The organism is Providencia rettgeri (genome assembly GCF_023205015.1).
Lineage (GTDB): Bacteria > Pseudomonadota > Gammaproteobacteria > Enterobacterales > Enterobacteriaceae > Providencia > Providencia rettgeri_E.
On record NZ_CP096258.1, the window covers coordinates 3,622,584 to 3,648,577 of the forward strand.

Genomic DNA, 25,994 nt, shown 5'->3' on the forward strand with positions numbered 1-25,994 from the left:
AAGAGGCTTATGGCTGGACGAATTCCGCGTTCATTTATCAATGATTTGTTAGCAAGAACCGATATCATTGATTTAGTCGATGCAAAAGTCCCGTTAAAAAAACAGGGTAAAAACCATCACGCTTGTTGTCCGTTCCATAATGAAAAAACACCCTCTTTTACCGTAAACGGTGAAAGACAGTTTTATTACTGTTTTGGTTGTGGTGCTCATGGCAATGCTATCGATTTTTTGATGAATTATGACAAACTCGATTTTGTCGAAGCTATTGAAGAATTATCTGCACTGCATGGCCTTGATGTCCCTTATGAAAAAGGAACGGGTTCAAGCCAAATAGAACTTCATCAACGGCAAAATTTGTATCAGTTGATGGAAAAAATTAATCAATTTTACTGTGCTGCCTTAAGTCATTCTTCGGCTAATAAAGCGAAAGATTATTTAAGCCAACGTGGTTTAAGCGCTGAAATTATTGAGCATTTTTCGATTGGTTTCGCCCCTGCGGGCTGGGACAACTTACTCAAAAAATTCGCTGTAAACCCAGAAAGTCGCAAACAGCTTGATGATGCAGGCATGTTAGTGACAAATGATAATGGCCGAATCTATGACCGCTTTAGAGAGCGTGTTATGTTCCCAATTCGGGATAGACGCGGTCGTGTAATTGCCTTCGGTGGCCGAGTATTAGGGGATGCCCTTCCCAAATACTTAAACTCTCCCGAAACTGATATTTTCCATAAAGGCCGTCAATTATTTGGCCTCTATGAAGCAACACAAAATAGTAGTGAATTAGCGAAATTACTCGTAGTTGAAGGCTATATGGACGTTGTTGCTCTCGCTCAGTATGACATCCGCTATGCGGTTGCCTCACTTGGCACATCAACAACCTCAGAACACATTCAGCTACTTTATCGTTCAACAGATACAGTTATTTGTTGTTATGATGGCGACCGCGCAGGCCGAGAAGCGGCTTGGCGGGCACTGGAAACAGCACTTCCCTATCTAACGGATGGTCGCCAATTGCGCTTTATGTTTTTACCTGATGGTGAAGACCCGGATTCATTAGTGCGTAAAGAAGGCAAAGAGACTTTTGAGCAACGCATGAAAGATGCTCAAACCCTTTCCTCCTTTTTATTTGATTCACTTGTTCCTCAGGTGGATTTAAAAACGCAAGAAGGGAAAGCAAAATTTAGTAAATTAGCTATCCCTTTGATTAAACAAATACCTGGTGAAACATTGCGCCTTTATATGGCTCAAGAGCTAGGAAATTTTATTGGTATACCGGATATTTCTCAAGTTCTTGCTATGATTGATAGAGAGAATACAGAACAAGTTAACTATCAGGCGCCCAAATTAAAACCAACCACAATGCGAATACTTATCGCACTGTTGGTACAGAATCCGAACTTTTCGGAACTTGTTCCCTCATTAGAGGGGATCGCCCATATTCAAATGCCGGGGCTTTCTCTATTTCAGGAACTGGTTGATGTTTGCCGTTCTACCCCCGGAATGTCGACTGGGCAGTTGCTAGAGCGTTATCGTGATAATAAATTTTCGAAACAGCTTGAAAAACTCGCAACATGGAACGATATAGAAATAGAGGAGATAGCGGAAAATACCTTTATAGATGCGTTAAACCATCTATTTAATAGCGCACTCGACGAACGTTTTGACTATTTGATAGCAAAAGAACGAACTGAAGGGCTGACCCCAGAAGAGCGCGAAGAAGTCCGCTTAATCACTCTTTCAAGAGTGAAAACATAATCTAACCCAAAACAGAATTAGTATTTTAAACGGCTTAAGTGCCGATAAACACAAGGCAAATGCCTGTAAATGCTACGAGAATAAAGGGCGTAGCGAATAATAAATATTCCCTTTGTATGTTCTTGTTGGCCGAATGTTTCGCCGACCGACACCAATTTAAATACTCAGAAGTGTGGATACCGTCTTATGGAGCAAAACCCGCAGTCGCAGCTTAAGCTACTCGTAACCAAGGGTAAAGAGCAAGGTTACTTAACCTATGCCGAGGTCAATGACCATCTGCCGGAAGATATCGTCGATTCAGACCAAATTGAAGATATCATTCAGATGATTAATGACATGGGCATCCAGGTCATGGAAGAAGCACCTGATGCCGATGATTTAATTTTGGCTGAAAATACTTCCGATACTGATGAAGATGCAGCAGAAGCCGCTGCACAAGTGCTGTCCAGTGTTGAAAGTGAAATCGGCCGCACGACCGACCCTGTCCGCATGTATATGCGTGAAATGGGCACCGTCGAGCTTCTCACACGAGAAGGCGAAATCGACATTGCAAAACGTATCGAGGATGGTATTAATCAGGTTCAGTGCTCTGTTGCTGAATATCCTGAAGCTATTACCTATCTCCTTGAGCAATATGACCGTGTTGAAGCAGGAGAAAGCCGTTTATCTGATTTAATCACCGGCTTTGTTGACCCTAACGCGGAAGAAGATCTCGCACCAACAGCAACTCACGTTGGCTCTGAATTACCACAAGCAGAGCTTGATAAAGACGATGACGAAGACGAAGAAGATGAAGACGCCGATGACAGCGATGACGATAACAGCATCGATCCTGAATTAGCGCGTCAAAAATTCTCTGATCTTCGTGAGCAATATGAAAAAACGCGTCAACATATTAAACAATATGGTCGTAGTGATGCGAAAACGGCTGCCGCTATTGAGCAGCTTTCCGAAGTATTTAAAGAGTTCCGTTTAGTTCCTAAGCAATTTGACTATTTGGTCAATAACATGCGTGAAATGATGGACAGAGTTCGCTTACAAGAGCGTACCATCATGAAACTGTGTGTTGAACAATGTAAGATGCCGAAGAAAAACTTCATTACTTTATTTAGTGGTAATGAGACCAGCGAAACTTGGTTAACTGCTGCAAAAGCAATGAACAAGCCTTGGTCAGAAAAACTACTTGAAGTTGAAGAAGAAATTCTACGTTGCCTGCAAAGACTGCGTCAAATTGAAGAAGAAACGGGTCTGACAATTGAACAAGTTAAAGATATCAACCGTCGTATGTCTATCGGTGAAGCAAAAGCACGCCGTGCGAAGAAAGAGATGGTTGAAGCAAACTTACGTCTGGTTATTTCTATCGCTAAGAAATACACCAACCGTGGCTTGCAGTTCCTTGACCTGATCCAAGAAGGTAATATCGGCCTGATGAAAGCCGTTGATAAGTTTGAATATCGCCGTGGTTATAAGTTCTCAACTTATGCAACTTGGTGGATCCGTCAGGCTATCACGCGTTCAATTGCTGACCAAGCACGTACTATTCGTATCCCGGTTCACATGATTGAAACTATCAATAAACTGAACCGTATCTCTCGCCAAATGCTGCAAGAAATGGGCCGTGAGCCATCGCCAGAAGAACTGGCAGAACGCATGCTAATGCCGGAAGATAAAATTCGTAAAGTCCTGAAGATTGCTAAAGAACCAATCTCTATGGAAACCCCTATCGGTGATGATGAAGATTCACATTTAGGTGATTTTATTGAAGATACCACTTTAGAGCTGCCTTTAGACTCTGCAACGTCAGAAAGCTTACGCTCTGCAACTCACGAAGTGTTAGCAGGCTTAACCGCTCGTGAAGCAAAAGTGCTACGCATGCGTTTTGGTATCGACATGAATACTGACCACACCCTTGAGGAAGTCGGTAAGCAGTTTGATGTTACCCGTGAACGTATCCGTCAGATCGAAGCGAAAGCGTTACGTAAATTACGTCACCCAAGCCGCTCAGAAGTTCTGCGCAGCTTCCTTGACGAATAATTGATTTATTTATATCTAAAAACACCTGCTCCGGCAGGTGTTTTTTTATGGTCACTAAAACCATGGAAAGCTACACTACCGGTGTTTCATGCAAATAAACCCAAACACACTTTTCGGGTTCGACCCTGATACATGCAGTCGAAATTCTTAACGACTCAATACCATTTATTTGCTGTTTTTCTTGATACTGAACCCAGCAATAGCCATTGTCTTCGCGCAATGGAATCAGATTAATACACTCTGTAGAAAATGATGTTCTAGCCCCGACATTCTGACTGAATAGCTGAGTCACTTCATTTAACCCAATACAATGGCCTTGTGTGGTAACCATTTTGAAGTGCTCATCGAAACTGGCTAATAGAGGAGCCAAACTTTTATCACCATTTCTCCCCATAAAAACATTCTCAATTAAGACATGTACGTCCACAACGCTTTGCAGCGCGCTTTCCATTGTTTCACTCATTTATTTTTCCTTGATCACTGAAATTAATGAAAGTAACCCGAGTATTGATGCGATAAGAAACGTATATTGATAGCGTAATAAATCACTCGAAAAAGTCGTTAGGCTAAATATAGAAATAAATATGACGGCGCCAACACTAAATGCGACTTGTCGATTAATATTCCACAATACGCTCCCTTGAAGTAAATCTTTGTCTTTGAAGTCCATCAGCGAGCTAATTTGTGCAGTATTGGCGCTCAATCCACCACCCATCCCCATCAATAAATAAGCGATTATTAATAAATAGAGCTGACTTGAAGATGAAACCCAATAAAGCAGAAAAATACCAAGGCTATGTAATGTAATACCAATAATAAATAATTGTTTTTTCCCTATCTGCAAATAAAGGCGCCCACCAGTTACCATTGAAACTACCGCCCCCAATGCATATAGCACCATAAATAATCCTGTTTGTGCTGCGCTGAATCCTATATTCTCTTGTAGATTAAAAATATTCAGTAAATTAACTCCCGTAAAAATACCGGGAACAGCATAGTAAACAATAAAAGCGTTACGCAAATTGGTGTTATTCAATAATTGAAAATTTAAAATAGGTTCTCGACATTTTTTGGCATATTTAAGATAAATAACAAATACGAGAGTTGAAGTAGCAAAACTCACCAAAGCCAATAATAAATTGTGATAGTCATTATAAAAAGAGAATGATAATAATAAGCTTAATAAACTTAAACTTACCATTATTAGCCCCAAAATATCTGGCTTTTCTCTTATTGCTTTCCCATCATTTTTTATCCAAACCCAGGCAAGTACGGCCGTTAGCAATGAAAAAGGTAAATTAGCATAAAAAACCCAATGCCAAGATAAAGAATCAATAATTAAACCACCAATGGCAGGTGAGAATGCAGGCGCAATTAACGCGACTGTCATAATCAATGTTGATATACGCTGACGATCATTATTTGGAAATAATGCAAAAACGAGTGCCTGACCGACAGGAATTAATAACCCTCCCGCGGCTCCTTGGATAAAACGCCAAAAAATTAAACTATAAATTGAATCACTGCTCCCACTGAACCAAGCTGCAACAGAAAAAAGCAACATGGAATAGCAAAGTAGCTTTTGATTACCTAGCCTGCCTGCTAGCCATAAACTGATGGGCATCACCAGCACTAAACCTAAAATATAGCCATTGGCAACCCAAGCAACTTGAGATTGGCTCGCTGAAAATGACGATGCAATATCAGGTAATGCTATCGCCGACATAAAAATATTAATACAATCAATAAAGAAACCGAGTAAAAATACTGTGGCAATTTTGTATCGATAAGTCATGGACTTCCTCCGGCGGCAAAGAATAGATTTAAGTACTTTCTTTGTCGATATAAGGGAGGTAACATGATTGTTTAATAAAAAAGAACAATCGCCACCATTATGCAAAAAAATCTCAAAAAGATTATCAGCTTTCTACAAGTTGTTGACTCCGGTTCATTCACGAAAGCCGCAGATATTTTAGGGCTAAGCCGCTCTATGGTTAGTGTGGATATCAAACAATTAGAAACTCAGCTCAATGTGAGCTTGCTGACACGAAATACGCGGAATATTGCATTAACAGAAGTGGGAAAACATTTCTATGACGACTTTAAACGTATTCAAAGTCAAATAGATGAAGCTTTCGAAAAAAGCCAAAATTTAGGCACTAATATTGTAGGTTTGCTGCGCTTTTCATCAACGAGTGAGTTTGGCCAACGTTTTATTTTGCCACTACTTCCTGAATTTTGCCGCCTTTATCCTAAGCTAAGGTTACAGTATTCATTTAACTCATCCTTAGATGACCTTATCACAGAGAAACTCGATTTATCTATTCGGTTAGGTAATTTAAAAAATTCATCCCATAAAATGAAAAAACTGGGTGAATATGAAATTTACTTAGTTGCCACCCCTGAATTTCTAAAAAAACACCCAATCAAACAACTCACTGATTTAGCAAATGTTCCATGGATTAACCATGCGTTATTAAACTGGCAAGATCCGCAATATTTTTTACAGAACGCAAAAAATGAAAAATATTACTTACCTCTAATTAAAAACCAATACGAGTCTAATTCTGCCGCCGTTATTCACCATATGGTGTTAGCCTCATTAGGTATTGCAATATGCCCAGCTTGGATGGTTGATGATGACTTGCGGTATGAACGCTTAGTACATGTATTACCTGAATACCGTTTGCCGAAACAAAATATTCAATTACTTTACCCAAGTACTTTTGTTTTACCGGCTAAGACCCGTGCTTTTATTGATTACTTAGCAGATAAATTAGCGGTAAAGAAATAAAAATAGGTCGATTCAATGTTTCTAAAATAGAGATTTCTAATCTACCACAGTATAATAGCCATTTTCCTAATCGGAAATGGCTATTATGCCTTCCATGGCATAATAGTTTGCTTTACTTCTTAGATGCTAAATAATCTTGCAGAGTACCTTCCGGTTTTTTCTTACAAAACTCAACAATCTGAGGGACTTCAGCAACACTTTGCTCTGTTAGTGAAACATAATCTCCACCTTTAAATTGCGTTTCTTGGTTTGTTACCCATAACGCAATAGGTGCCCAGCTTTGAGGATCTAAATTAATAAATTGCTGACAAGTCATATTCTCAGGTGTAACCGTATTTTTGTCTGCTGCCATTGAGTTAAATGAAATTGTAGATACAGCAAATAATACGCTAGATATAATAACCTTTCTCATTTTGAACTCCATTGGAAATTTTAAATATAGGATTATGTAGCCATCTATTATTAGCATATTATTTATATAAATTATATATTCTAATTTTGATGATTAATTTCATACTGAGTTAAACATTTTAATAATGAACATTAAAAATAATCAGCTATAAATAAAAACAAAATAAGACCATCAATAAATGATTTATTTTATGTGAAATCCACTTATAAAAGTGCCTATAAATATTTAGTTATACTATTTTCACCTCCATCTCTACAATGTCTTTTATTGGCTCATTTATACAAAAGAAATACGGACCAGTTAGATATAAAAATTATATCTAACTGATTAAAAATTTTAATTTTAAATGAGTATCTACGATAATAAAATATGATTTACCATCTTGATACTTATACTTCAAAAAACGCAGGATGACTCTGTTTATAAACTCACCCAAAACACGCCAGTTTCTCGGATCTCTGTAAATTGATTTTGGAATTCGACTAAGTTTTGTTCTGGATTTAATGCGCTAAATCGTTCTGGATGCATAAATTTAGCCATAGCTTCAATGGCAAATATATTCATCGGATTGTTGTAAAAATTATGGTAAATCGCCATAACGCGCTTTTCTTTAACTGCCGTTAATGATGAGATCCCTTGTCTATCCATTAATACTGATAACTGCTTCTGCACGTTAGCTTTATTTGCATTATATCCTAAGCTTACTGCGAGCGAGCGACGATTAAAGTTGTGCCAATCGGCGCCTGTCAGTAAATAATATTCTGGGTTTAATGTAATAATATTCTCAATGGAACTTTCAGCCCCTTTTGCAGGGAAGCTATCTGCAACAACATTATTTCCGCCTGCTAGGGCCGCTAAAGAACCGTAACCTGAACGACCATAAAGTTGACAACAACTATCCGTAAATAACCCTGCATTCGCTTCAATCAAGACAGTTGGAAATGGTTGAGATAATTGGCTTTCAATCGCATCTAATTTTTCGTGGTACAGCTTTGCAAATCGTTCCGCTCTTTCTTGTGTTCCTAATAACTCACCTAATAATAAAATACTTTTTGGCGTGTTTTTCGCGATATCCATTCGAAAATCAATAAAAATGACTTGGATACCAGCTGCTTCAAGTTGCGGTAAAATTTGGCTATCACGCATCGCGCCATAATTAGCCTTATGCATAATTACCACATCAGGCATTAGCTCGATCAGTTTTTCAACTTGGAGGCCGGCTTCACGAGTTTTCTTTAACGTTGGAATTTGGCCTAATTCAGGCAACACACTGAAATAAGCTTGTTTTAAATCTGGTGCGTACTGTGTAAGTGAATCACTCCAACCCGCAATACTGGATATCCCTCTTTTACCCGCAGCAATATCCACGGACAAAATATCACGGCTATCCACCAGAAATAACTTTTCAACGGGAAGATTAACGGTGACTTCACGGCCTTGTAAGTCAGTGATCACCGTCGGCGTTTTTGCCTGTGCCCAAAGACTTAATATGCACAATAATCCTGTGAGAAATAATTTCATGGAAAATCTTTTACCTTAAATTTAAAGAGGTTGCTATGAATAAAGCCACTGTGAAGTGGCTTATTTTTGACTAAAACATCCAACTAGAACGTCACACTGTAATTCAGAGCAAAGGTTCGACCACGGCCTTTATAATCGTACAGGTTTGCAGCACCGTATTTAGGGCTATATAAGCTTTGTGCTCGTTGCCCCCAAATTGTGGAGTAATTTTTATCCAGTAAGTTTTCAACTGCAAAACTGACTTTACCCACTGGCAACATATAACTTCCTAATAAATCAACGGTATTATAGCCATCAAGTTTCTTACCAGCCGCATCCGTTAAATTGAACGTTTGTTGGCTTTGTAAGCGTAGTGCCCAATCATTCGGTTCCCAACCAATATAAGCATTCACTTTTGACGGGCTCGCGAAGTCAACACTCCATTTTTCCCAGCTACCATCCACTTTAGTTTCTGATTTTTGTAGATTGAAATTACTTCCTACACTCCAATCTGAATCAGCAAAGAAGTAATCCACCGCGCCTTCAACCCCATAAATACGGCGTTTATCGGTTTTCATATAGATGCTCATGTCATCTTTATTAATGCCGTAGCTTCTATCAGATAATGAATAATAGGTAGCAACTTGCGTGCGCAGGTTTTCCCCTGTATAGCGCCATCCTAACTCAAAGGAATTAACCTTGATTCCTTTTACCTTGGTATCATTAATGTTAACACTTTTATTTAGATGATAGTGGCCATTGGCATCTGGAGTCTTCGCATAGTCACCAGTTCCGTAATACTTAGCAATATCAGGAATTTCAAAACCTTGAGAGAAATTAAACCATGTTTGTTGCTCTTCGGTTAGGTTAACCAGCAGCCCTGCGTTAAACAGTAAGTTGTTGTAATCCGTTTTCCCACCCGGTACTGCATCGGCTGATTTACCTTTGCCGTTAGCAATGGCTTCTTGCTGTGCATAACCAATAAAATCATCCACTTTATTTTCTGTGTACTGATAACGCACACCACCGCTTAATGTGAACATTGGCGTAATGTCATAACTACTTTGTAAAAATGTCGCCATATTCGTCGTGGTATAGCTTGGATAGCGGCCAATTTGGAAAGCTTTAGTTAAGTCCATTCCCCCGGATTCTTTCGCTTTATCTAAATCAAAAAACATTTGATTCGCGCGAAATTGCTCATGCTCTGCATCCACACCATAAGTTAACGTTAATTCATCGATAGGTTGGCTATTGAACGTCAGCTTGGTTCCATAAAAATTGGTTTTTTGATCCGATGAGCTGATACTTGTAACATCTTTGCCAGTCAGAGTTGGGAAGGGATAAAACTTTTTTGATTCATCACGATAATAAACCTGTGCAACAAAATCCTGCCCAAATACATCTGCATTTGAATATTGTAAATTGAGCAAATTACGCTCAGTTCCCGGCAAACGGTCAGAACTTAATTTACTGCTGTTATAAGCTTCACCTTGCCCTTTAACCGCGGAAAAATTTTTTCCTAAATAGAGGCCGTGTTTACCATCAGACTCACTTTTATAATGCTGATAAACAGCTTGAACCTGTTGTTTTTCATCGATTTTGATAGTGCCTGACGCCATCACATCCAAGCGATCAGAAAATTGTAACCCTGTTTGGGTATTATCGATATTAATCGCATTACCTTTACCATCATACCAACCACCATAGCGTTGATAAGCAACAGAAACACGTCCGTGAGCATTCTCATTACCACCACTTACTGCTGCAGCAATATTTTCATCGTGATCTTTACCATTGTTAAAGCCTGTTTTTCCACCTAATTGCAGGGAAACTTGTTTTTCTTCTTGGCCTTTTTTCGTCACAATATTAATCAAGCCGCCGCTGCTACCGCCACCGTACATCGCCGTAGCACCTGAAATAACTTCGATATGGTTAATATTAAAAGGATCGATGGAATCTAATTGGCGACTATCACTACGAGAAGAGTTAAGGCGTACCCCATCCACCATAACAATCATTGAACGGCCACGCATATTCATGCCATAGTTTGTCCGCCCTTGGCCGCTGACACTCATTCCTGGAATAAGCTGCGCTAAAATATCTTTTAACTCTTTTCCACCTTCAGCTTGCTGTTCAATTTCAGCATTATCAATCACCCATGTGGTTTGTGCCATTTCTGAAACTGATTTATACCCACGCGTAGCGGATACGGTTATGGATTCTTCTTTTTTATCAGCGGCAAATACGGAGGGAGAAAAAAAGGGTAGAAAGCAAGGGGAGATAATAAATAAATGCTTTATTTTCATTAAATTAAACCTTTACATTATTAAAATCGCTGTTATTGATTATAAAAATAAATCACAATATATAATTAAATTACTGTTTATTATTTTATCAAATAATTATTAACAACAGTAACTAAGAATCAAGATAAATATAAGAATTATTATTATTAACAGCAAGAAATGAAAGGTTATTCAGTACTAATCACGCATCCTTGCGCAAAGTTTTCCTATTAATTACTTCACACTAACGACAGCGATATAATTCAATTTCCCACGATTTTGCCGAAAATGACGGAACATACGCAAAAATTGGGGGCGATTTTCTTTTTTCAGTGCATTACGGACAATCTTTAGTGCACCGAAAACGCCCTCATCGTAAATCAGCCCTTTTGGGGATAATAATGTCATTGGCCCGGTGTGAGAGAGCACTTGCTGGAAACCCGCTTGTTGAAATAATTCCACCCATTGTGTCTCAGGTAATGGCTGCGCTTTGACATTAATCGCCCGCTGCATTTGAGAAACCACATTTTGTACCGCTTGGGCATCCTTAAATGCAATATCGTGGGTTAATAGACAGCCCCCCGGTTTTAGTACTCGATAATACTCCTGCAATAACTTCGCTTTCGCTTTATCACCATACATGGTCAGCATGGCTTCATTAATGACCACATCAAAGCTGTTATCTACAAATGGTAATTTTGATGCATCCGCCATTTGGATTGTTACTAAATCGGTTAACCCTTTATTCGCCACATTTTTTTGTGCTTGAGCGAGCGCCTGCTTATCCATATCAATACCCGTAATATGGCAATGAAATTGGGAGGCTATTTCAATGGCGGTGGTTCCCATATTACAGGCTACTTCAAGGACTTGGCTGTTCTTATGTAACCCTGATTGGCTAAGTAGCCACTCAGTAGCTTCTTTTCCCCCTGGGCGTAGACGTTTTTTCCCCAAGCGCGCTAAAAATTTGTGCCCGGCTTCATGGCTGGTAAATGATTGGTCCATTCGCACCTCCAAGCTAGTGTGTGCAAGCCGTTTCAGGCTCACGTAACATGACTAACAACATTTTTGCGGGCTCTAGCGCATCTACTGCATGAGGTATATTGGCGGGCATTCTGACGATTTCCCCCGGTTTAGCCATGACCGGTTTTCCTTCAATAGTGAGTTGCAGGCTCCCTTCAACAACCATCACTATAGCGTCAAAAGGGGCGCTGTGTTCAGATAGCGCTTGGCCTTTATCAAAAGCAAATAAGGTGATATTTCCCCCGCCATTTTTCGCTAATACACGGCTTGCAATACCCTGTTCGGTATAATTAATTAACTGGTTGATAATCAGCGCTTCTGAAGGTGTAATCGTGTTACTGCTTACTGTGTTATTGCTCATCGTTTAATATTCCTCAATTCAATCGTTTTCATTCAGTTATCTAAATAGCGGAATGACCCCTTGGGTCTGCCGGCCTTGATAATCCATTGGCGTAATTGCAACGGGTAATTGGTACAGCTGTGACAGGTTTTTTTCCGTTAAAATGTGTTCAGTTTCACCAAATAAACAGCCACTGTCGTTAAATAACAACAGTGAATAATCAGCGATATGCAGCGCATGTTGCGGGTAATGACTCGTAAACAAGATAGTCATTCCGCGGTGTATGGCTAAGTCACGTAATACGCTGAGCACACTGTCTTGATTGGCGAGATCCAATGCGGATGTCGGTTCGTCAAGGATCAGGATTTCTGGTTCACTGGCTAATGCTCTCGCAATCATGACCATCTGTTTTTCTCCGCCACTGAGGCAGTTAAAAGGCTGGTCCGCAAACTTGCTTATGCCTAAGTACGCTAAGCACTGCTCTACAATTTGGTGATCTTTTTCATTAGGTGAGGCATACCAAGGCAAATGACGAATACGCCCGAGACTCACCATTGTGCGAACAGAGTAATGAAACAGTGAACCACTAAGCTGTGGAACATAAGCCACCGGTGCATTCAATAAAATATTGCCCGTTGCCCCTTTTTGTAAGCCGAGTAAGAGCTTTAATAAGGTTGTTTTACCACGGCCATTTGGCCCTAAGATTGCGCCAATACTGCCTTTTGGTTGCCGAAAACTTAAGTTGGTAAATAATTGGCGTTGGGCAATGTTGAAATTAAGGTGTTCAACTTGGATCATAAATCGGCCACCTTTTTATTTAATGTATGGATAAGTAACGCAAAAATGGGGGCGCCGATCAGGGCGGTGATCACACTCAATGGAATTTCTGCATTGGTCATACTGCGTGCGAAAGTGTCGACAGCCACCATATAAATCCCACCAATGACGGCACTGGCTGGCAGTAATATTCGGTGGTCATGCCCTACCATTAATCGTGCAATATGGGGAACAATTAGCCCTACCCAGCCAATAGTGCCGGATACCGCTACTGTCGCACTGGTGATCAACGTCACGCTGAGTAACACCGCCCAACGGGTTCTATTGATTTTCATCCCTAAGGCTTGTGCATTTTCTTCCCCAAGGGACAGCACATTGATACGAAAACGCAGTGCAAAAATAACCAAAACACAGACCAGCACAACCGGAAAAATAATATTGAGCTTGAGGTAAGAGGCGCTAGCAAAGCTACCCATAAGCCAGAAAACAATGGTTTGTAACGTGTTGTTTGGGTCTGCAAAATAAGTAATTAACGAAATTAATGCAGCAAAAAAAGCATTAATAATGACTCCAGCAAGGATCAACATTAATAGCTGGCTGCCTTGGCGATTCAAACCCAATAAGAAAACCAGCACGATAGCCAACAACCCACCGATGAAAGCGAATGAAATGGTGATAATTAAAGAGGAAAATAATAAAATGGCTAAAGCCCCGCCGAGTGCGGCGCCTGATGAAACACCAATAATTTGTGGCCCAACTAATGGGTTACGGAAAATACCCTGCAAGGCCGCCCCCGCAACGGCTAACCCCGCCCCTGCTGTACCGGCTATCAGAACACGGGGTAAACGTACATTCAGCACAACATTTTGTTCAGTACGGCTATAGTCCCCCATCATTTCGTTACCCAAAATAGTGTCATAGAGAATATGCCAAACCGCGGAAAACGAAACTGGGTAGCGGCCACAGCTGAGTGCCAAAACGAAAGTCAACAACAGGCAAATAGCGAAAACAAGCCAAAGATATTGGGATTTACGCATGCAGTTTCCCCATTAAAGAAAGATAATGTTGGCTGTTTTTGTTCATCTCCATTTGTAATATGCCGTCTATTTGCTCATCCGAAACGTCATAACCATAAAGTTGCTGATATCGCAGGCGAATTTCTTCCCTCAATGGCATTTTCATCGTTTCTGGGTGAAAAATCATCGATAACCATTGCCAGTAGAGTGGGGTTTCTTGGTTTGGTGCATCCCAGATAAAACCACCAATGGGGAGCTTATACACGCGCTGGTTTTTCACTGCGGTGACTTCACTTAACATAGGATTACGATAAACGTCAGCTGGCGATAACCCCTCTTCGAAATTACCCAACAGAATAATGTCAGGATCCCAAACCAGAATTTGCTCAATATTAAGGGTTCTTGGCCCAGTTAGGTCACGATTTAAACTCACCCCTCCCGCCAGAGCAAAATCCGCATTGTTGTGCGATGTTGAACCAAACGTTTGAATGCTTTGATTAAAATGTGAAAGATATAAAACTCGTGGCTGTTCAGATTCAGGAATTTTAGCGGTGGTTGCCGAGAGCGTATCGACAACTTGTTGACGCCACTGGATCATTTTTTGTGCTTTATCATTATGGCCAAGTGTTTGCCCCATTAAACGGATCCACTCTTGCGTATAGCTTTCTTGCCCATAATCGAGTGTTGCGACTGTCAACCCCGCATCTCGCATTGGTGAGATAATGTCATCCCCTCGGTGTCCCCATTGCCATACCAGATCGGGCTCGACATTAAGTAACGCTTCAATATTTGGCGTGAAATTGTTCCCCACAACATTTGAATTCACCTGTAAAACTGGCGAAAACATTTGGCTTAGCATGCCATCCCGAGCGGCAACCTTTGCAAAAGGGTGCATTCCGACTAATTTTTCACTGCTTTCATCCAGACCAACTAACATCGAAGCGGCAGGGATCGGGATCACGACAATACGTTTTGCAGGGGCTGACAAATGAATTTCATCACCCGACATATCTTTGAAATCAACGGCTTGTGATGCACTTGCATTGGTCATCCCACCAATAGTTAGAAAAACAGCGGCGAGTCTAAAAGCATTATTTATCATAGGGTTATTCAGCTCTCTGCTAACATCTCAATTGATAATGTGTATGATTATCATTTATACTTAGGCCATTCTAAGACGACGTAAGAGGATGACCTATGACATTTGTCAAAAACGTTTTCCCCCATACACAATCGCTCAATGCCCTAAAATCGTGCTTGCTATTTAATGGGGTGGAAGATGAAAAACTGGCATTGCTGCTGGAAAATTGTGGCCATATTCGCTTTAAAAGCGGTGAAATTCTGAATCATGAAGGGGAGCCATTCAAACATTGCCCCCTAATGATAAGCGGGCAAATCGAGGTGTACCGCCACACTTATCTGGGCGAGGAAAAAATTTTCGGTTTATTTTGCACAGGGGAAATCGTTGCCATCGCCGCGGTTTTTATGCCGCACAATCGCTATCCGATGAGTTTACGAGCGAAAACCGACGGTGAAGCCTTGCTACTCGATAAACGCGATATTCTGCGGTTTTGCCATGCTTGCCCACAGATTATGGAAAAATTACTCATGCGTTTTAGTAGCAAACTGTATGAAAACATTAACCATATCGATTGGCTAACCTCAAGCTCTGCTGAACAACGATTAGCCGCTTATATCCTTGATTTAAAACACAAGCAATTGACTTCAAATATTATTTTGCCTTTATCACGAGGCCAGCTCGCGGCTAAATTAGGCATACGTTACGAAACACTCAGCCGGTTGGTTTCTGGCTGGCGGCAAAAAGGGTTTATTGATATCGAAAAAGACACTGTGCATATCCATAATGAAAACTACTTAACGCAATTATCTATTTCTGCACAGCGTCCATTTTAGGCATAACGCATTAACCAAGATTAATGCGTTTATTTATTATTAGAAATTATAGGTTACGCCACCATTCACATTAAACCCCATACCGGGGAATAAGGTACTGTCTTTTGCGGTGACAGTTTGGTTAGCAACCGATGTTGTCGCATAACGTTCATCCGTTAAATTATCCATCGACAAATACACAGACCACTGTTCTGTTGGCTTATAACTGCCTTTAAGTCCCAGTACGGCATAATGTTTACGTTTTTGAATATCAAGGTTGTTTTGGTGGTCAACTGCCATATCGGTTGGCGCCCAATGAAGGTTAGGTCCAACACTCCAGTCCCCAATTTCATATAACACCTCGGCAGCGACAATATTGCGTGGAATACCCGCGATATAGTTGCCATTATATTCTCCGCCCATAAAGCGAAAATCGTTATAAGTCCAAGAAACTCGGTAATTAATATCTCCCGGCCCTGCGCCAACGCGTCCCGCAAGCCCTGCTTCTAAGCCTTGATGGCGCGTTTTCGCGGCATAATTAAACACGCCCACGACAGTCCCTGCACTGTCATAAGTGGTGATATACTCATCTTTAATTTGGCTACGATACAGCGCTAAGTTCCATTTCAACCCATCCGTGACATCCCCTTCCCCTCCAATTTCATAAGTGATGGCTTTTTGTGGTGAAAGTTTCGTCAATTTTCCATTACTGGAGTTAATAATTTCCCAAAATGTCGCTGGTTCTTCACTCGCACTGATATTGGCAAAGTAGCGCTGACTTTCTGTTGGGCGCCAAATAACACCCGCTTTTGGTGTCCAAAATGTCCAACTTTGGTCTAACGACAAATGGCTTTGCCGTTTTTCCACATCACGGCGTGCATGTGTGCCTTTGACATCTAAATTAACTGTCACGGTTGGCGTAATATATAAATCCACCCCAACACTGCCGTAGAGGTTTTCAGCTCGGCCATCATATTTACCTATTTTTGTTTTGTCTGCGGGGGTCCCTTTACGGTTTTGCATTAATTCGGTTTGTAGGGTCATTTGATCCCAAGCAAGTGCCGTGCGGTAAGTAACGGGTTCAGTTTCAATATTATAGGTAAATTGCAGCCCTTCACTGTGGCTGCGACTAAAGCGGTAGTATGCGGGGGTGGTAAAATTATCATGGGTACGAATGTGCCAAACTCCTGCGCCAATCGCTTGGTTATCCACTTGCCAGTCGGAACGGTTAGCCACTCGCAATTGCTCAACATTACGGTGTGGGTCACGCAACCATACCATCGGGTACACATCCGTTGGGTTATTATTTAGTACCTCTTCAGAAACTGGCCCCGCAACGTCAAAGCGAAAGTCTGTCCAGCTCAACCAAGTTCGGTTTTCAAAGTTATCGGTCACATAGCCAAAGTTGCTGCGTAACGTTTTACGTTGGGAAGCGGAGTGCTTGCGATAACCATCAAAATGGTCATAAGTGAAATTAACACGGCCATCAAATACCCCATCGTCAGAAACACCGCCGAAAGCAGTTTGTAACCCTTCACGCCCATGGGAGCCATACTCATAGCGTAGGCGGCCTTGTTCATTTCTGCCTGTGTAAGAAAGGACGTCGAGCTCACCACCGAGGCTGTTGCTTTGTGGGTTTAGGCTATTTGCACCACGGCGCACACTCACCATCCGCGCATCACGCATTTCTAAGGTACTGATATGAAAACTGCCATCTGCATCCGTTGCGGGTAAACCATCTTGGAGCAATAGCACACCACGGGCAAGCGGTGCACTTTGTACGCCAGAGCCACGAATATTCAAACGCGGCTGGTCAATTCCCCCAAAGAAATTTTGGATAACCAACCCTGGCTGGTAATCAAGAGCATCTTGTAAGGTCGCAAGGCGAGTCTCTTTTTCGATAACCACTAAATTTGTTCCGCCTGCCACTTTTTCGAGTTTATCTTTTTCTTGCTGTTCACTCGGTACCAAGCGGCTTTGCCCTGTTGAAGACGTGACGATCAGTTTATCTGCTGTTACTGCTGGTGCAGCGAACCCAATTGGTGTCGCCAAAGATCCGATGCCTAAAGTGAGTGCAATACAATGCGCCAATTGGTGCCGTTTTAAACGATAAGACATATATTCACCCCAATAATAGTAATGGTTATCATTTTCATTTGAGGGGTTTAAAATAGAGGATGGGAATTGATATCCCTATGACATTTGTCAAAACCAAAATAAATTAATTTATAACTTATCTTGAAATCATAATTTCCATTAAATTCTGTTTAATTATCAATCTTGTCGTAAATACATTTTCTCCTTTAAATAACCTACCCAATTTAATGTTTAGATAATTAAAAAAATATCAATAACGTAATATAAAAAGAGAATGTATGAATATAAAAACCTTTAAATTTATCGATGTAAATCAAACTGGTATCGTGGTCAACTTTAATAATGTAGATAAAAACCCTGTTACCGTGAGTTTATTTTTAGATAATGAAAAAATAGAAACCATATCTACAAATAAATCTCACTATCTTTTCAACATAGATAAATCAGGAAGTTACCATGTTTCCATTTCATTTATAGATAGCAACAAGAGCATTTGTCATTTAATTGATAACCCAGTTAGCTATCACCTTTCTCAACAAAACATTAAACAAGAAACCAAACCAGAAATAAAATTAAAAACCATCAATCATAAAATAGATGGGATTAACAATTATTTTCTCGAGATCAAGTTCAAGATAAATAACACACATTTAGTGATGGATACATTATCAACTGAATTAATAAATTCTAAATTAACATTAACTAAGCCAAATATTGAATTACCGACTCAACAATATGAGTATCTGAATCTTTATGGTGAAGATAATTTTGATCATTTAGTTGAAATAGCACAAAAACTTGAGCAATTAGATTATGTCAATTATTGCTGCATCTGCCCTGACACAACAGACTACCTGCCGCCCAAACTCCCGTTAAATAACCAAATCATAAAAGAAGATGACATCCTCAGTGATGAAATAACCCCAGATTTTTCTGAGTTACAAAAATATTTAGATGCCCCAATGGGAATGAATGTAAGAGAACCATGGGGAAAAAAATATTAATGGCTCGCAAGCAGTTGTACGTCATATGGATTTTGGCGTATACCGAAACCATGAAGACCTTAAAGATGCAAACCTCATAGTGGTAAGTAGCCGGTCTGAAACTCAAAATTGTAACCACGGTACCGCTTCAACAGGCTGTGTAATTGCAACTAAAAATGAATTCGGTGTGACTGGCGTTGCGCATGGTTGCCAATTTTATTTCTATGACACCGACGATTTGGACCGACTTACTGATGATACTCAGCCGGGTGACATCGTGAGTTTCGACCTCCAATTTCATATTGATAATAAATTGCTTCCTATCATATCAGTTCGTAATTGGTGGGAAAGGATTAAAATCATGGTCGATAAAGGCGCGACTGTTCTTTTAGCGGCTGGTAATGGCGGCTTGGATTTAAGCCAATTCGGGGTTATGGATGATTTTGGTGATAATGGCTGCATGTTAGTGGGAGCTTGTGACCACCTAACAGGAAAACGCACGTCTTTCTCAAATTATAATCAAAAAAACTCCCTGATTAATTCATGGGGAGACTGGAGCGTAACTACTACGGGGTATGGCACACTGCAAAAACACCCCGGCAATGACCGAAATTATACCGACAGTTATTCAGGAACATCGAGTGCAACACCGCTGTGTTCAGGTGCATTAGCGTTAATTCAAGGCTATGCTAAGCAACATCAAATTATTCTATCTGCCTGGGGAATGCGTGAGCTGATAAGAAAATCGACATATATGGAAGGCGTTTGTGATGGGATAGGCTACCGACCTAATGTCAATCAGTTATTAGAAGAAATTGATAAACTCGCTCAAATTACTGAATAATTCAGTTGTTATTTGGCCATAATAGGCACCTGTTATGTGACTAGTGAAATAACACGACTACACACTTTCTCTAATAACGCTTTGTTATGGCTAAAAATAACCATTGTTAGTGGTCGCTCTTCGGATAATTTCACTAACAACTGCCAAATCTCTTTTTGCAAATTAGCGTCTAATTGTGCGGTGACCTCATCGGCAATTAAAATTTTTGTTCGCGGGTCAAGGGCTCGCAGTAACGCAATTCGGGCGAGTTCACCACCGGATAACTCACTAGGTCGCCTTTCTAACCAAGTAGGTTTAATTGAAAACTGATCCAGCCAATCTGCATCCGGTTGCCATGCATCAGATAAGCTCGCCCCTACGGTACGGTATGGATTAAAACTTTTTTCAGGGTGCTGAGGGACTAATTGAACAGGACAATAACCCTGCTGAGGTAACGGTTTCCCTTCAAACAAAATGGTTCCTTGGGTTGCATGCTGCCACTGAGCGAATACTCGGCCTAACGTAGTTTTACCAAAACCACTGGGGGCAGAGATCCCAAGGCGTTCACCGCTAGTCAGTGACATGCTAAAGCCATCCCACAGCCGTCGGCCACCTTGTTCAATGCATAAATTATTTACTTGGAAAATAGGTTCAGTGATACTCATTTACTTGCCATAAATTGATGTTCCGGTAACGCATTCCACAACGACTGCAGCCATTGACCACCACCACCTTGTTGTAGCTTTTGGCTACTTAACACGTCTTCCAACGCTCCGTTACGCAATAAGGCAATACGGTCAGCAAAACGCACTGCCATGGACAAATCATGGGTGACCCATAAAACACCTCGGCCATCGTGGCAGAGCGATTTAATGTTTTCGAGTAGCTGCATGGCATGGTCATCATCCAGCCATGATGAAATTTCATCCGCTAAAATATATTGCGCGTGCGAGAGTGTCGCACTACTGGCGAGTACCCGTTTAGCCATTCCACCAGATAACTGGTTTGGGTAGCTATCTACCAATGAGCCTTGCAGATTATATTGCTGTAAATGCCGTGCGACATCGTGCATTTTAATATGCTGCCCACTTAACACAGCGGCACGTTCTAATTGTGGGCCGATACGAATTAACGGATTAAGCGCATTAACCCCTTGAGGGATATAACATAATGCGTTTCCACGATGCTGAGCTTTGTTTTGTTCAGTCAGCTTTTTACCATTAAGGTGAATACCGCCACGACAGCGCATATTATGGGGAAGCAACCCCAAAACACTCTGTAATAACAAGCTCTTACCTTCTCCGCTCCCACCTACCAATGCAACCATCTCACCGGGCTGAATATCCAATGAAATCCCTTGCAGTAACGGCGACCAACGTTTACGCCCTAACCAACGAAATTGCGCGACATCCACGGTGAGATTATCAAGACTCAACATACGGCCCCCTTCAACCATAACTGTTGTAAGGCTTTGGCGAATTGGTCAAATAATAACACTAACCCAACTAAAGCAACGCCAGGGAAGACCACCAGCCACCACGCTCCTGTGCTGAGATAACGCAATGCATCAGACAATAAAATGCCCAGTGAGGGCTCATGGGGCGATAAACCAAAACCTAAAAAACTTAATGCTGCGCTGTGTAATACTGCGTGGGGAAACATTAATAACGTCCCGACCATCCATTGCGGCAAAATCATGGGTAAATAGTGATAGCGCCAGCGATAAAATGCACTGTTACCAATACGTTGAGATAACATAATGTAATCTGACTGGCTAACTCGTTGTAACTCCGAACGCAAAATTAAGGCGAGTTTTGGCCAATGTGTTAGTGCAACCGCCCAAATCACCCCCATTTTTCCGCCTCCCAACGTGAAACAAATCAATACCAGCAATAAAAGATGGGGTAATGCCAACATGGCATCAATAATACCACGCACCACATAGTCCATGGCTTTGCTTATTGAAGATAACCCCGCCATGACAAGTGCAATAAAACCACTGGTAATGGCCGCCATAAGGCCGATTTGCAAGCTGGTTGCCACACCTTGAAAGGTTCTGGCAAATAAGTCACGTCCTAAATTATCTGTCCCAAATAGATGTGCCCACGACGGTGGCAATCGCCTATCGAGTAAATTCATTTCAATATCATTGAGGGAGAAACCAAACGCATAGATACTGACGATAACCAATAAAAGCAACGAGAAAGCTAACTTAAGCAAAGCGCGATTCGGGTTATATGTCATGACGACCTCATCACTCCCTTATTCACTTTTTTTAGCAAGCTGTCGGCTATCGTATTGCTAAAAAATATTAGCGCAGCACATAACATCACGATCCCCATCAACAAGGGAATATCTCCACGTAACCCTGCATCAATCGTCGCCTGACCTAAGCCTGGATAGGCAAATACTTTTTCTGCTAATAATGCCCCACTCAATAATTCACCAATAGAAGCAAACTGCAAACAAATTGCGGGGGTGATGGCATGCTTTAGGACATGAAAGCCTATCATCGACCAGCCTTTATCTCCTTGGGCTTGTGCATAATGAATAAATTCACTGCTCATCACCTCAACCACTTTGGCACGTGTATGCAATGCGATATTGCCGACGCCTAACATACCCAACGCAATGACAGGTAAAACCAGATGATGAAGTTTTTGTGAAAATGTTGCCGTTTGCTCATCCAAGCCTATCGGCCAAGCACAGCATATCGGCGCCCACTGTAATGTCACCGCAAACAGAGACAACAACAGTAAACCCACCCAAAAAACAGGAATTGAAGCAAGTAAATAGCATAACGTTGAAATAAGTTTGTCTGGCCAGCGGTTTAAATAACGCCCCGCGACCAAACCCAACGCAAAACCAACAACGCCAGAGAACAGCCAAGAGCTAATAAGTAGGGCTAAAGAAGGCACAAGGCGGTCAGCAATCACTTGAATTACTGGGGTATTATAGAGCATGGAATAGCCCAAATCCCCCTGTAAGACTTGTGAAAACCAGCGCCAGAACTGAACCCACAGTGGTTGGTCAAGCCCCCATCGAGCAGCAATGAGCGCATATTGCTCAGGGGGTACGTGCAGTAAGTCATTGCCGATATAGGCTTTTATTGGGTCGATAGGCGAGTAACTCAGCAGGATAAAAATTCCTGCTGCCGTTACGGTTAATAAACAAATAAATCGCAATAAAAGCCCAAGTGCGGTTCGCATTACTGACAGGTCCACGCCCATTCATCGACATTATTTAACACTGACCAAGAGCCGTGAATTTCAGGGGCACTGGCGCCTAAATCAACACAATTATTCAGTAAATAAATATGTTGCAGGTTCATCAACCAAGCCCATGGGGCATCACCTTTAATACCCACCCCCGTGTTACCGTTCCAATCCACTTGTTGCCATAACGGGATCGCTGCGTCTTGGTCAGCTTGCGCTAACGCTTTTTCAATCAATTGATCGACTTCAGCATTTTTATAATAACCCGGGTTGTAAAAGCCAACACCCGCAGCCTTGCTGCTGTAATTATGGACAATCTCCATCGGGTCTAAGCTTCCCCAACCAAACAGTGTTGGATTCGCATGCATATTGAGTTCAACGGTTTCCCAACTCCCCGATTTTAAATCCATTTCGATACCAATGGGTTTTAAACTTGAACGGATTGCCTGAGCAAGGTCTCGACGTGTGGTATCACCACTGGCATACCATAAGGTTAGCTTAGCCACTTTACCGTCTTTTTCCCTTAAGCCATCTTTGTTTAGCGTCCACCCTGCCTCTTCTAAAATGGATTTCGCTTTCTCAAGATCGCCATCTTTAAAAGCAGAGTCTGGGTTATTCCATGGCAGCCCTGCAACACCGGTATAAGCTGGCACCGCAAAGCCTTCCAATACGGATCCTGCTAATAGTTTACGGTCAAGTGCATAGTTAATCGCTTTACGGACAGCAACATCTGAAGTGATGTCGTTACCAATAGGGTTACCTTGGGCATCTTTACCACCTGCAGGTGGAATTGGGAAAGAGATACCGCGATTTTCCACACTATAGCGCTCAATCAATTTCATGTTTTTCACATTATTAGCATTCGCTGCTACCGCCACAGGGATACGAACGATTTCCAGTTGATTGCTTTGTGCCGCAGCAAAGGCCGCATCTTCATCAAGGAAAACAAAGACCATTTTACCAAAATCATTTTTTGGCCCTGCATAATATGGATTTTGCTCAACAATCAGTTGCTGCCCCGGTTGGAATGCGACTAAACGGTAAGGGCCTGCACCAATCGGGTTATGTGCGTAGGTTTTCGCATCATATTTATCGGCACAAACAATTCCTAACGAGCCTAATACATTCACAAAAGTACTTTGTGGGGAAGATAACGTGATTTTTACGGTGAGAGGGTCGATTTCCTCTGCTTTGGCAAAGTTGCCCATGTCCACCTTGCCGCCACTGGCTGCGGCATTGTTATAGGTAAAAACCACATCTTTGGCGGTTAATGGTGAGCCATCGGAAAATTTTAAGCCTTTTTTCAGTTTGAGCGTCCATTGTTTACCATCGGCATTATGTTCATAGCTTTCAAGCATATAGCTATGCCATGAAAGATCCGCTTTTTGTTTCAGTAATGGACTATGCAACAGTAAATAACTACCGTGGCTCCACCCAAGCATTGGGTCAAAACCTTCAGTGGGCTCTGAGCCAATGGCTAAACGTAAGGTTTGTGACTGAGCAGGCTCTACCGCTTGTGCTTGCAGTGTAAGCCCCATCAGGCACACGGCTGCAACGATATTTTTAATCATACATCCCTCTATAGACAGGTTTTATTTTTTATTTCAAATCATCAATGTCGCTATTGTCATTGATGCCGCTATCGGTGAGATATTCACTATGTGTAAAGTAGCAAATATGAGTTATATTAAATTTAACGCCCTGATTGCTAGGCGCTATATCAAGAGAACCACGAATTTAATCAAGAAACGGTAAAAATTGAGCCCCTGTTTGACCTGCCTTAACAATTACCCATCAATTTCTTTGTCAAATTCAATCGGGTTAGAGTGCAAGGACAAATTGGTAATAAAATTCGGGTCGTTCGACTGCCTTGATTGCAACCGAAATTGAGAAGGCGTCATATTATATTTTCGCTTAAAGACATCACAAAAATAAGCATTGCTTCCAAAACCGCAGCGGTGACTAATTTGAAAAACAGAATAATTTGAAAAGGTTAAAAAATTCAGCGCCATTCCCATTCGCACATCGAGTAGTAATTGGCGAAAAGACACCCCTTCGCGGCTCAAATGACGGCGTAAAGTGGATGGCGTGGTAAATAACGCTTTCGCGACATCCTCTAAGTGCCATTTTTTTTGCGGTTCTTGAGTGATCAAATGGGTAATCGCTTGATTTTTCGGCTCATCATAATTGAAGCGAAAAAGATTTAGAATATCGATACCATCTTGATATATCGCCATTAAAATAAAATATAGGCTCTGTCTCATTAGCAATGCTTCTTGGGACTCACTCTGTTTTTTTAATGGTAAGCATTGTTTTAATAAACTAAAGTTATCTCTCACGGTTTCTGGGGGAGACACATGGTAAATGGGTTGGTGGCTAGTCAGAGGTGCACCCGACTTCATTAAGGTTTTCAGTAATAAAAATACCGGTTGTAATTCATCTGCCGACATCGACAATGTGTGTAATTCAAGCGGCTGCTTCACGGTATTACACACAATATTGCAAGACACTTGACTATATTTAGGAATAATTAAGGTGACATCGCTTTCAATTTCAATGGATTGACCGTTGATCACAACATTTCCTTTCGCGCCCGTCAGCATGGCTATCATCGCATTTTCAATATAAAACGCTTTTAACACCATTTGGCTTTCCGAAAGAAAAAATTTATATTCCATAATCTCTATAAACTGCCGTTAATGTCAGAATGACTTCCCAAGAAAAGGGATTGTTGAATCGATATAAAGTCACGTCGTAAAACATCTCAACCCCATATCAGTGCGGCTGAGAATATAGTCCTGTTACGCTGAAATCGCAATATAGATATACGCTCATTTTTTACTGTTATTTTGATGGTTGTTATATTTTCTAAATAAAATGCTGTTTAATTGAAAGGCAATTTTCGATATAAGGTGTAGAATCGCGCGGCAGGCACATGCAGCCGATAACGCTGCATAATAATAATGATTTTGGTATTCACTCACACCCTACCCTACTTGCATTAGCTTTTACATTACAAGTACCCAATTTTTGTTTGGGGTATAGCT

Annotated in this window: 23 protein-coding genes; 6 read left to right on the forward strand and 17 right to left on the reverse strand. The window is 41.2% G+C overall.

Annotated elements, in window-relative coordinates; all coding sequences use genetic code 11:
* The first annotated feature begins 9 nt into the window (after window positions 1–9).
* Complete coding sequence (gene dnaG / locus M0M83_RS16420; RefSeq protein WP_213913065.1) at window positions 10–1,755, forward strand: DNA primase; 1,746 nt, start codon at window positions 10–12, stop codon at window positions 1,753–1,755.
* A gap of 186 nt (window positions 1,756–1,941) precedes the next feature.
* On the forward strand, window positions 1,942–3,789 hold the full coding sequence (gene rpoD / locus M0M83_RS16425) for an RNA polymerase sigma factor RpoD (RefSeq protein WP_213913066.1): 1,848 nt from the start codon (window positions 1,942–1,944) through the stop codon (window positions 3,787–3,789).
* Window positions 3,790–3,859: 70 nt separating this feature from the next.
* Here the strand turns inward: rpoD and M0M83_RS16430 are convergent, their stop codons facing one another.
* Together M0M83_RS16430 and M0M83_RS16435 are read right to left on the reverse strand one after the other, a co-directional pair.
* Complete coding sequence (locus M0M83_RS16430; protein ID WP_213913067.1) at window positions 3,860–4,252, reverse strand: hypothetical protein; 393 nt, start codon at window positions 4,250–4,252, stop codon at window positions 3,860–3,862.
* On the reverse strand, window positions 4,253–5,584 hold the full coding sequence (locus M0M83_RS16435) for an MFS transporter (protein ID WP_248466979.1): 1,332 nt from the start codon (window positions 5,582–5,584) through the stop codon (window positions 4,253–4,255). It abuts the gene before it with no gap.
* 99 nt (window positions 5,585–5,683) lie between these two features.
* On the opposite strand from M0M83_RS16435, the gene M0M83_RS16440 reads away from it, so the two are divergent.
* Window positions 5,684–6,583 carry a LysR family transcriptional regulator gene (locus M0M83_RS16440; RefSeq protein ID WP_125890352.1) on the forward strand — a complete coding sequence of 300 codons (900 nt, stop codon included), beginning with the start codon at window positions 5,684–5,686 and terminating at the stop codon, window positions 6,581–6,583.
* A gap of 112 nt (window positions 6,584–6,695) precedes the next feature.
* Here the strand turns inward: M0M83_RS16440 and M0M83_RS16445 are convergent, their stop codons facing one another.
* The 8 genes from M0M83_RS16445 to M0M83_RS16480 form a co-directional block, all read right to left on the reverse strand.
* Window positions 6,696–6,995 carry an HdeA/HdeB family chaperone gene (locus M0M83_RS16445; protein ID WP_125890353.1) on the reverse strand — a complete coding sequence of 100 codons (300 nt, stop codon included), beginning with the start codon at window positions 6,993–6,995 and terminating at the stop codon, window positions 6,696–6,698.
* Window positions 6,996–7,415: 420 nt separating this feature from the next.
* Window positions 7,416–8,516 (reverse strand): ABC transporter substrate-binding protein, encoded by a 1,101-nt coding sequence (locus M0M83_RS16450; protein ID WP_248466981.1) that lies wholly within the window; start codon window positions 8,514–8,516, stop codon window positions 7,416–7,418.
* Window positions 8,517–8,599: 83 nt separating this feature from the next.
* Window positions 8,600–10,801: a TonB-dependent siderophore receptor gene (locus M0M83_RS16455; RefSeq protein ID WP_248466983.1), complete on the reverse strand. Its 2,202-nt coding sequence runs from the start codon at window positions 10,799–10,801 to the stop codon at window positions 8,600–8,602.
* Window positions 10,802–11,014: 213 nt separating this feature from the next.
* Entirely contained in the window at window positions 11,015–11,785 is a 771-nt protein-coding gene (locus M0M83_RS16460) for a class I SAM-dependent methyltransferase (protein WP_248466985.1), read from the reverse strand.
* Window positions 11,786–11,798: 13 nt separating this feature from the next.
* Window positions 11,799–12,164 (reverse strand): cupin domain-containing protein, encoded by a 366-nt coding sequence (locus M0M83_RS16465; protein WP_125890357.1) that lies wholly within the window; start codon window positions 12,162–12,164, stop codon window positions 11,799–11,801.
* Between the two features lie 36 nt (window positions 12,165–12,200).
* On the reverse strand, window positions 12,201–12,941 hold the full coding sequence (locus M0M83_RS16470; protein WP_248466986.1) for an ABC transporter ATP-binding protein: 741 nt from the start codon (window positions 12,939–12,941) through the stop codon (window positions 12,201–12,203).
* Window positions 12,938–13,957, reverse strand: coding sequence for a FecCD family ABC transporter permease (locus M0M83_RS16475; RefSeq protein ID WP_248466987.1), 1,020 nt, complete (start codon window positions 13,955–13,957; stop codon window positions 12,938–12,940). The genes M0M83_RS16470 and M0M83_RS16475 overlap by 4 nt, the downstream gene beginning before the upstream one ends.
* Window positions 13,950–15,038: an ABC transporter substrate-binding protein gene (locus tag M0M83_RS16480; protein WP_248466988.1), complete on the reverse strand. Its 1,089-nt coding sequence runs from the start codon at window positions 15,036–15,038 to the stop codon at window positions 13,950–13,952. The genes M0M83_RS16475 and M0M83_RS16480 overlap by 8 nt, the downstream gene beginning before the upstream one ends.
* A 95-nt stretch (window positions 15,039–15,133) precedes the next feature.
* Between M0M83_RS16480 and M0M83_RS16485 the strand changes: the two genes are divergently transcribed.
* Window positions 15,134–15,850, forward strand: coding sequence for a Crp/Fnr family transcriptional regulator (locus M0M83_RS16485; protein ID WP_213913075.1), 717 nt, complete (start codon window positions 15,134–15,136; stop codon window positions 15,848–15,850).
* Window positions 15,851–15,889: 39 nt separating this feature from the next.
* On the opposite strand, the gene M0M83_RS16490 is transcribed toward M0M83_RS16485, so the two are convergent.
* Complete coding sequence (locus M0M83_RS16490; protein ID WP_248466989.1) at window positions 15,890–17,947, reverse strand: TonB-dependent receptor family protein; 2,058 nt, start codon at window positions 17,945–17,947, stop codon at window positions 15,890–15,892.
* A 257-nt stretch (window positions 17,948–18,204) separates the two neighbouring features.
* Here M0M83_RS16490 and M0M83_RS16495 point away from each other — a divergent pair, with 257 nt between their 5' ends.
* Both M0M83_RS16495 and M0M83_RS16500 read left to right on the forward strand, forming a co-directional pair.
* Window positions 18,205–18,930, forward strand: coding sequence for a hypothetical protein (locus tag M0M83_RS16495; protein ID WP_248466990.1), 726 nt, complete (start codon window positions 18,205–18,207; stop codon window positions 18,928–18,930).
* A complete protein-coding gene (locus M0M83_RS16500) occupies window positions 18,926–19,753 on the forward strand; it encodes a S8 family serine peptidase (RefSeq protein WP_282561521.1) in 828 nt (275 codons plus the stop codon). Before M0M83_RS16495 ends, M0M83_RS16500 begins: the two co-directional genes overlap by 5 nt.
* 32 nt (window positions 19,754–19,785) lie before the next feature.
* Here the strand turns inward: M0M83_RS16500 and M0M83_RS16505 are convergent, their stop codons facing one another.
* The 6 genes from M0M83_RS16505 to M0M83_RS16530 all read right to left on the reverse strand — a co-directional run bounded on the left by M0M83_RS16505 (window position 19,786) and on the right by M0M83_RS16530 (window position 25,592).
* Window positions 19,786–20,379, reverse strand: coding sequence for an ATP-binding cassette domain-containing protein (locus M0M83_RS16505; protein WP_248468462.1), 594 nt, complete (start codon window positions 20,377–20,379; stop codon window positions 19,786–19,788).
* Between the two features lie 14 nt (window positions 20,380–20,393).
* The gene (locus M0M83_RS16510) at window positions 20,394–21,170 is read right to left on the reverse strand and encodes an ATP-binding cassette domain-containing protein (RefSeq protein ID WP_248466992.1); all 777 of its coding nucleotides are present in this window, start codon (window positions 21,168–21,170) and stop codon (window positions 20,394–20,396) included.
* Entirely contained in the window at window positions 21,164–21,976 is an 813-nt protein-coding gene (locus M0M83_RS16515; RefSeq protein ID WP_102137865.1) for an ABC transporter permease, read from the reverse strand. The genes M0M83_RS16510 and M0M83_RS16515 overlap by 7 nt, the downstream gene beginning before the upstream one ends.
* Complete coding sequence (locus M0M83_RS16520; protein ID WP_125890366.1) at window positions 21,973–22,941, reverse strand: ABC transporter permease; 969 nt, start codon at window positions 22,939–22,941, stop codon at window positions 21,973–21,975. Before M0M83_RS16520 ends, M0M83_RS16515 begins: the two co-directional genes overlap by 4 nt.
* Window positions 22,941–24,485, reverse strand: coding sequence for an ABC transporter substrate-binding protein (locus M0M83_RS16525; protein WP_248468463.1), 1,545 nt, complete (start codon window positions 24,483–24,485; stop codon window positions 22,941–22,943). The genes M0M83_RS16520 and M0M83_RS16525 overlap by 1 nt, the downstream gene beginning before the upstream one ends.
* 249 nt (window positions 24,486–24,734) lie before the next feature.
* A complete protein-coding gene (locus tag M0M83_RS16530; RefSeq protein WP_248466993.1) occupies window positions 24,735–25,592 on the reverse strand; it encodes an AraC family transcriptional regulator in 858 nt (285 codons plus the stop codon).
* Window positions 25,593–25,994 lie beyond the last annotated feature (402 nt).

Coding starts and splice junctions, on each gene's coding strand:
- M0M83_RS16475 (WP_248466987.1), bottom strand. CDS start 13,957: ATGCGTAAATCCCAATATCTTTGGCTTGTTTTCGCTATTTGCCTGTTG.
- M0M83_RS16435 (WP_248466979.1), bottom strand. CDS start 5,584: ATGACTTATCGATACAAAATTGCCACAGTATTTTTACTCGGTTTCTTT.
- M0M83_RS16430 (WP_213913067.1), bottom strand. CDS start 4,252: ATGAGTGAAACAATGGAAAGCGCGCTGCAAAGCGTTGTGGACGTACAT.
- M0M83_RS16510 (WP_248466992.1), bottom strand. CDS start 21,170: ATGTTGAGTCTTGATAATCTCACCGTGGATGTCGCGCAATTTCGTTGG.
- M0M83_RS16460 (WP_248466985.1), bottom strand. CDS start 11,785: ATGGACCAATCATTTACCAGCCATGAAGCCGGGCACAAATTTTTAGCG.
- M0M83_RS16520 (WP_125890366.1), bottom strand. CDS start 22,941: ATGCGAACCGCACTTGGGCTTTTATTGCGATTTATTTGTTTATTAACC.
- M0M83_RS16485 (WP_213913075.1), top strand. CDS start 15,134: ATGACATTTGTCAAAAACGTTTTCCCCCATACACAATCGCTCAATGCC.
- M0M83_RS16470 (WP_248466986.1), bottom strand. CDS start 12,941: ATGATCCAAGTTGAACACCTTAATTTCAACATTGCCCAACGCCAATTA.
- M0M83_RS16445 (WP_125890353.1), bottom strand. CDS start 6,995: ATGAGAAAGGTTATTATATCTAGCGTATTATTTGCTGTATCTACAATT.
- M0M83_RS16530 (WP_248466993.1), bottom strand. CDS start 25,592: ATGGTGTTAAAAGCGTTTTATATTGAAAATGCGATGATAGCCATGCTG.
- M0M83_RS16515 (WP_102137865.1), bottom strand. CDS start 21,976: ATGACATATAACCCGAATCGCGCTTTGCTTAAGTTAGCTTTCTCGTTG.
- dnaG (WP_213913065.1), top strand. CDS start 10: ATGGCTGGACGAATTCCGCGTTCATTTATCAATGATTTGTTAGCAAGA.
- M0M83_RS16525 (WP_248468463.1), bottom strand. CDS start 24,485: ATGGGGCTTACACTGCAAGCACAAGCGGTAGAGCCTGCTCAGTCACAA.
- M0M83_RS16440 (WP_125890352.1), top strand. CDS start 5,684: ATGCAAAAAAATCTCAAAAAGATTATCAGCTTTCTACAAGTTGTTGAC.
- M0M83_RS16450 (WP_248466981.1), bottom strand. CDS start 8,516: ATGAAATTATTTCTCACAGGATTATTGTGCATATTAAGTCTTTGGGCA.
- M0M83_RS16495 (WP_248466990.1), top strand. CDS start 18,205: ATGAATATAAAAACCTTTAAATTTATCGATGTAAATCAAACTGGTATC.
- rpoD (WP_213913066.1), top strand. CDS start 1,942: ATGGAGCAAAACCCGCAGTCGCAGCTTAAGCTACTCGTAACCAAGGGT.
- M0M83_RS16490 (WP_248466989.1), bottom strand. CDS start 17,947: ATGTCTTATCGTTTAAAACGGCACCAATTGGCGCATTGTATTGCACTC.
- M0M83_RS16455 (WP_248466983.1), bottom strand. CDS start 10,801: ATGAAAATAAAGCATTTATTTATTATCTCCCCTTGCTTTCTACCCTTT.
- M0M83_RS16465 (WP_125890357.1), bottom strand. CDS start 12,164: ATGAGCAATAACACAGTAAGCAGTAACACGATTACACCTTCAGAAGCG.
- M0M83_RS16480 (WP_248466988.1), bottom strand. CDS start 15,038: ATGATAAATAATGCTTTTAGACTCGCCGCTGTTTTTCTAACTATTGGT.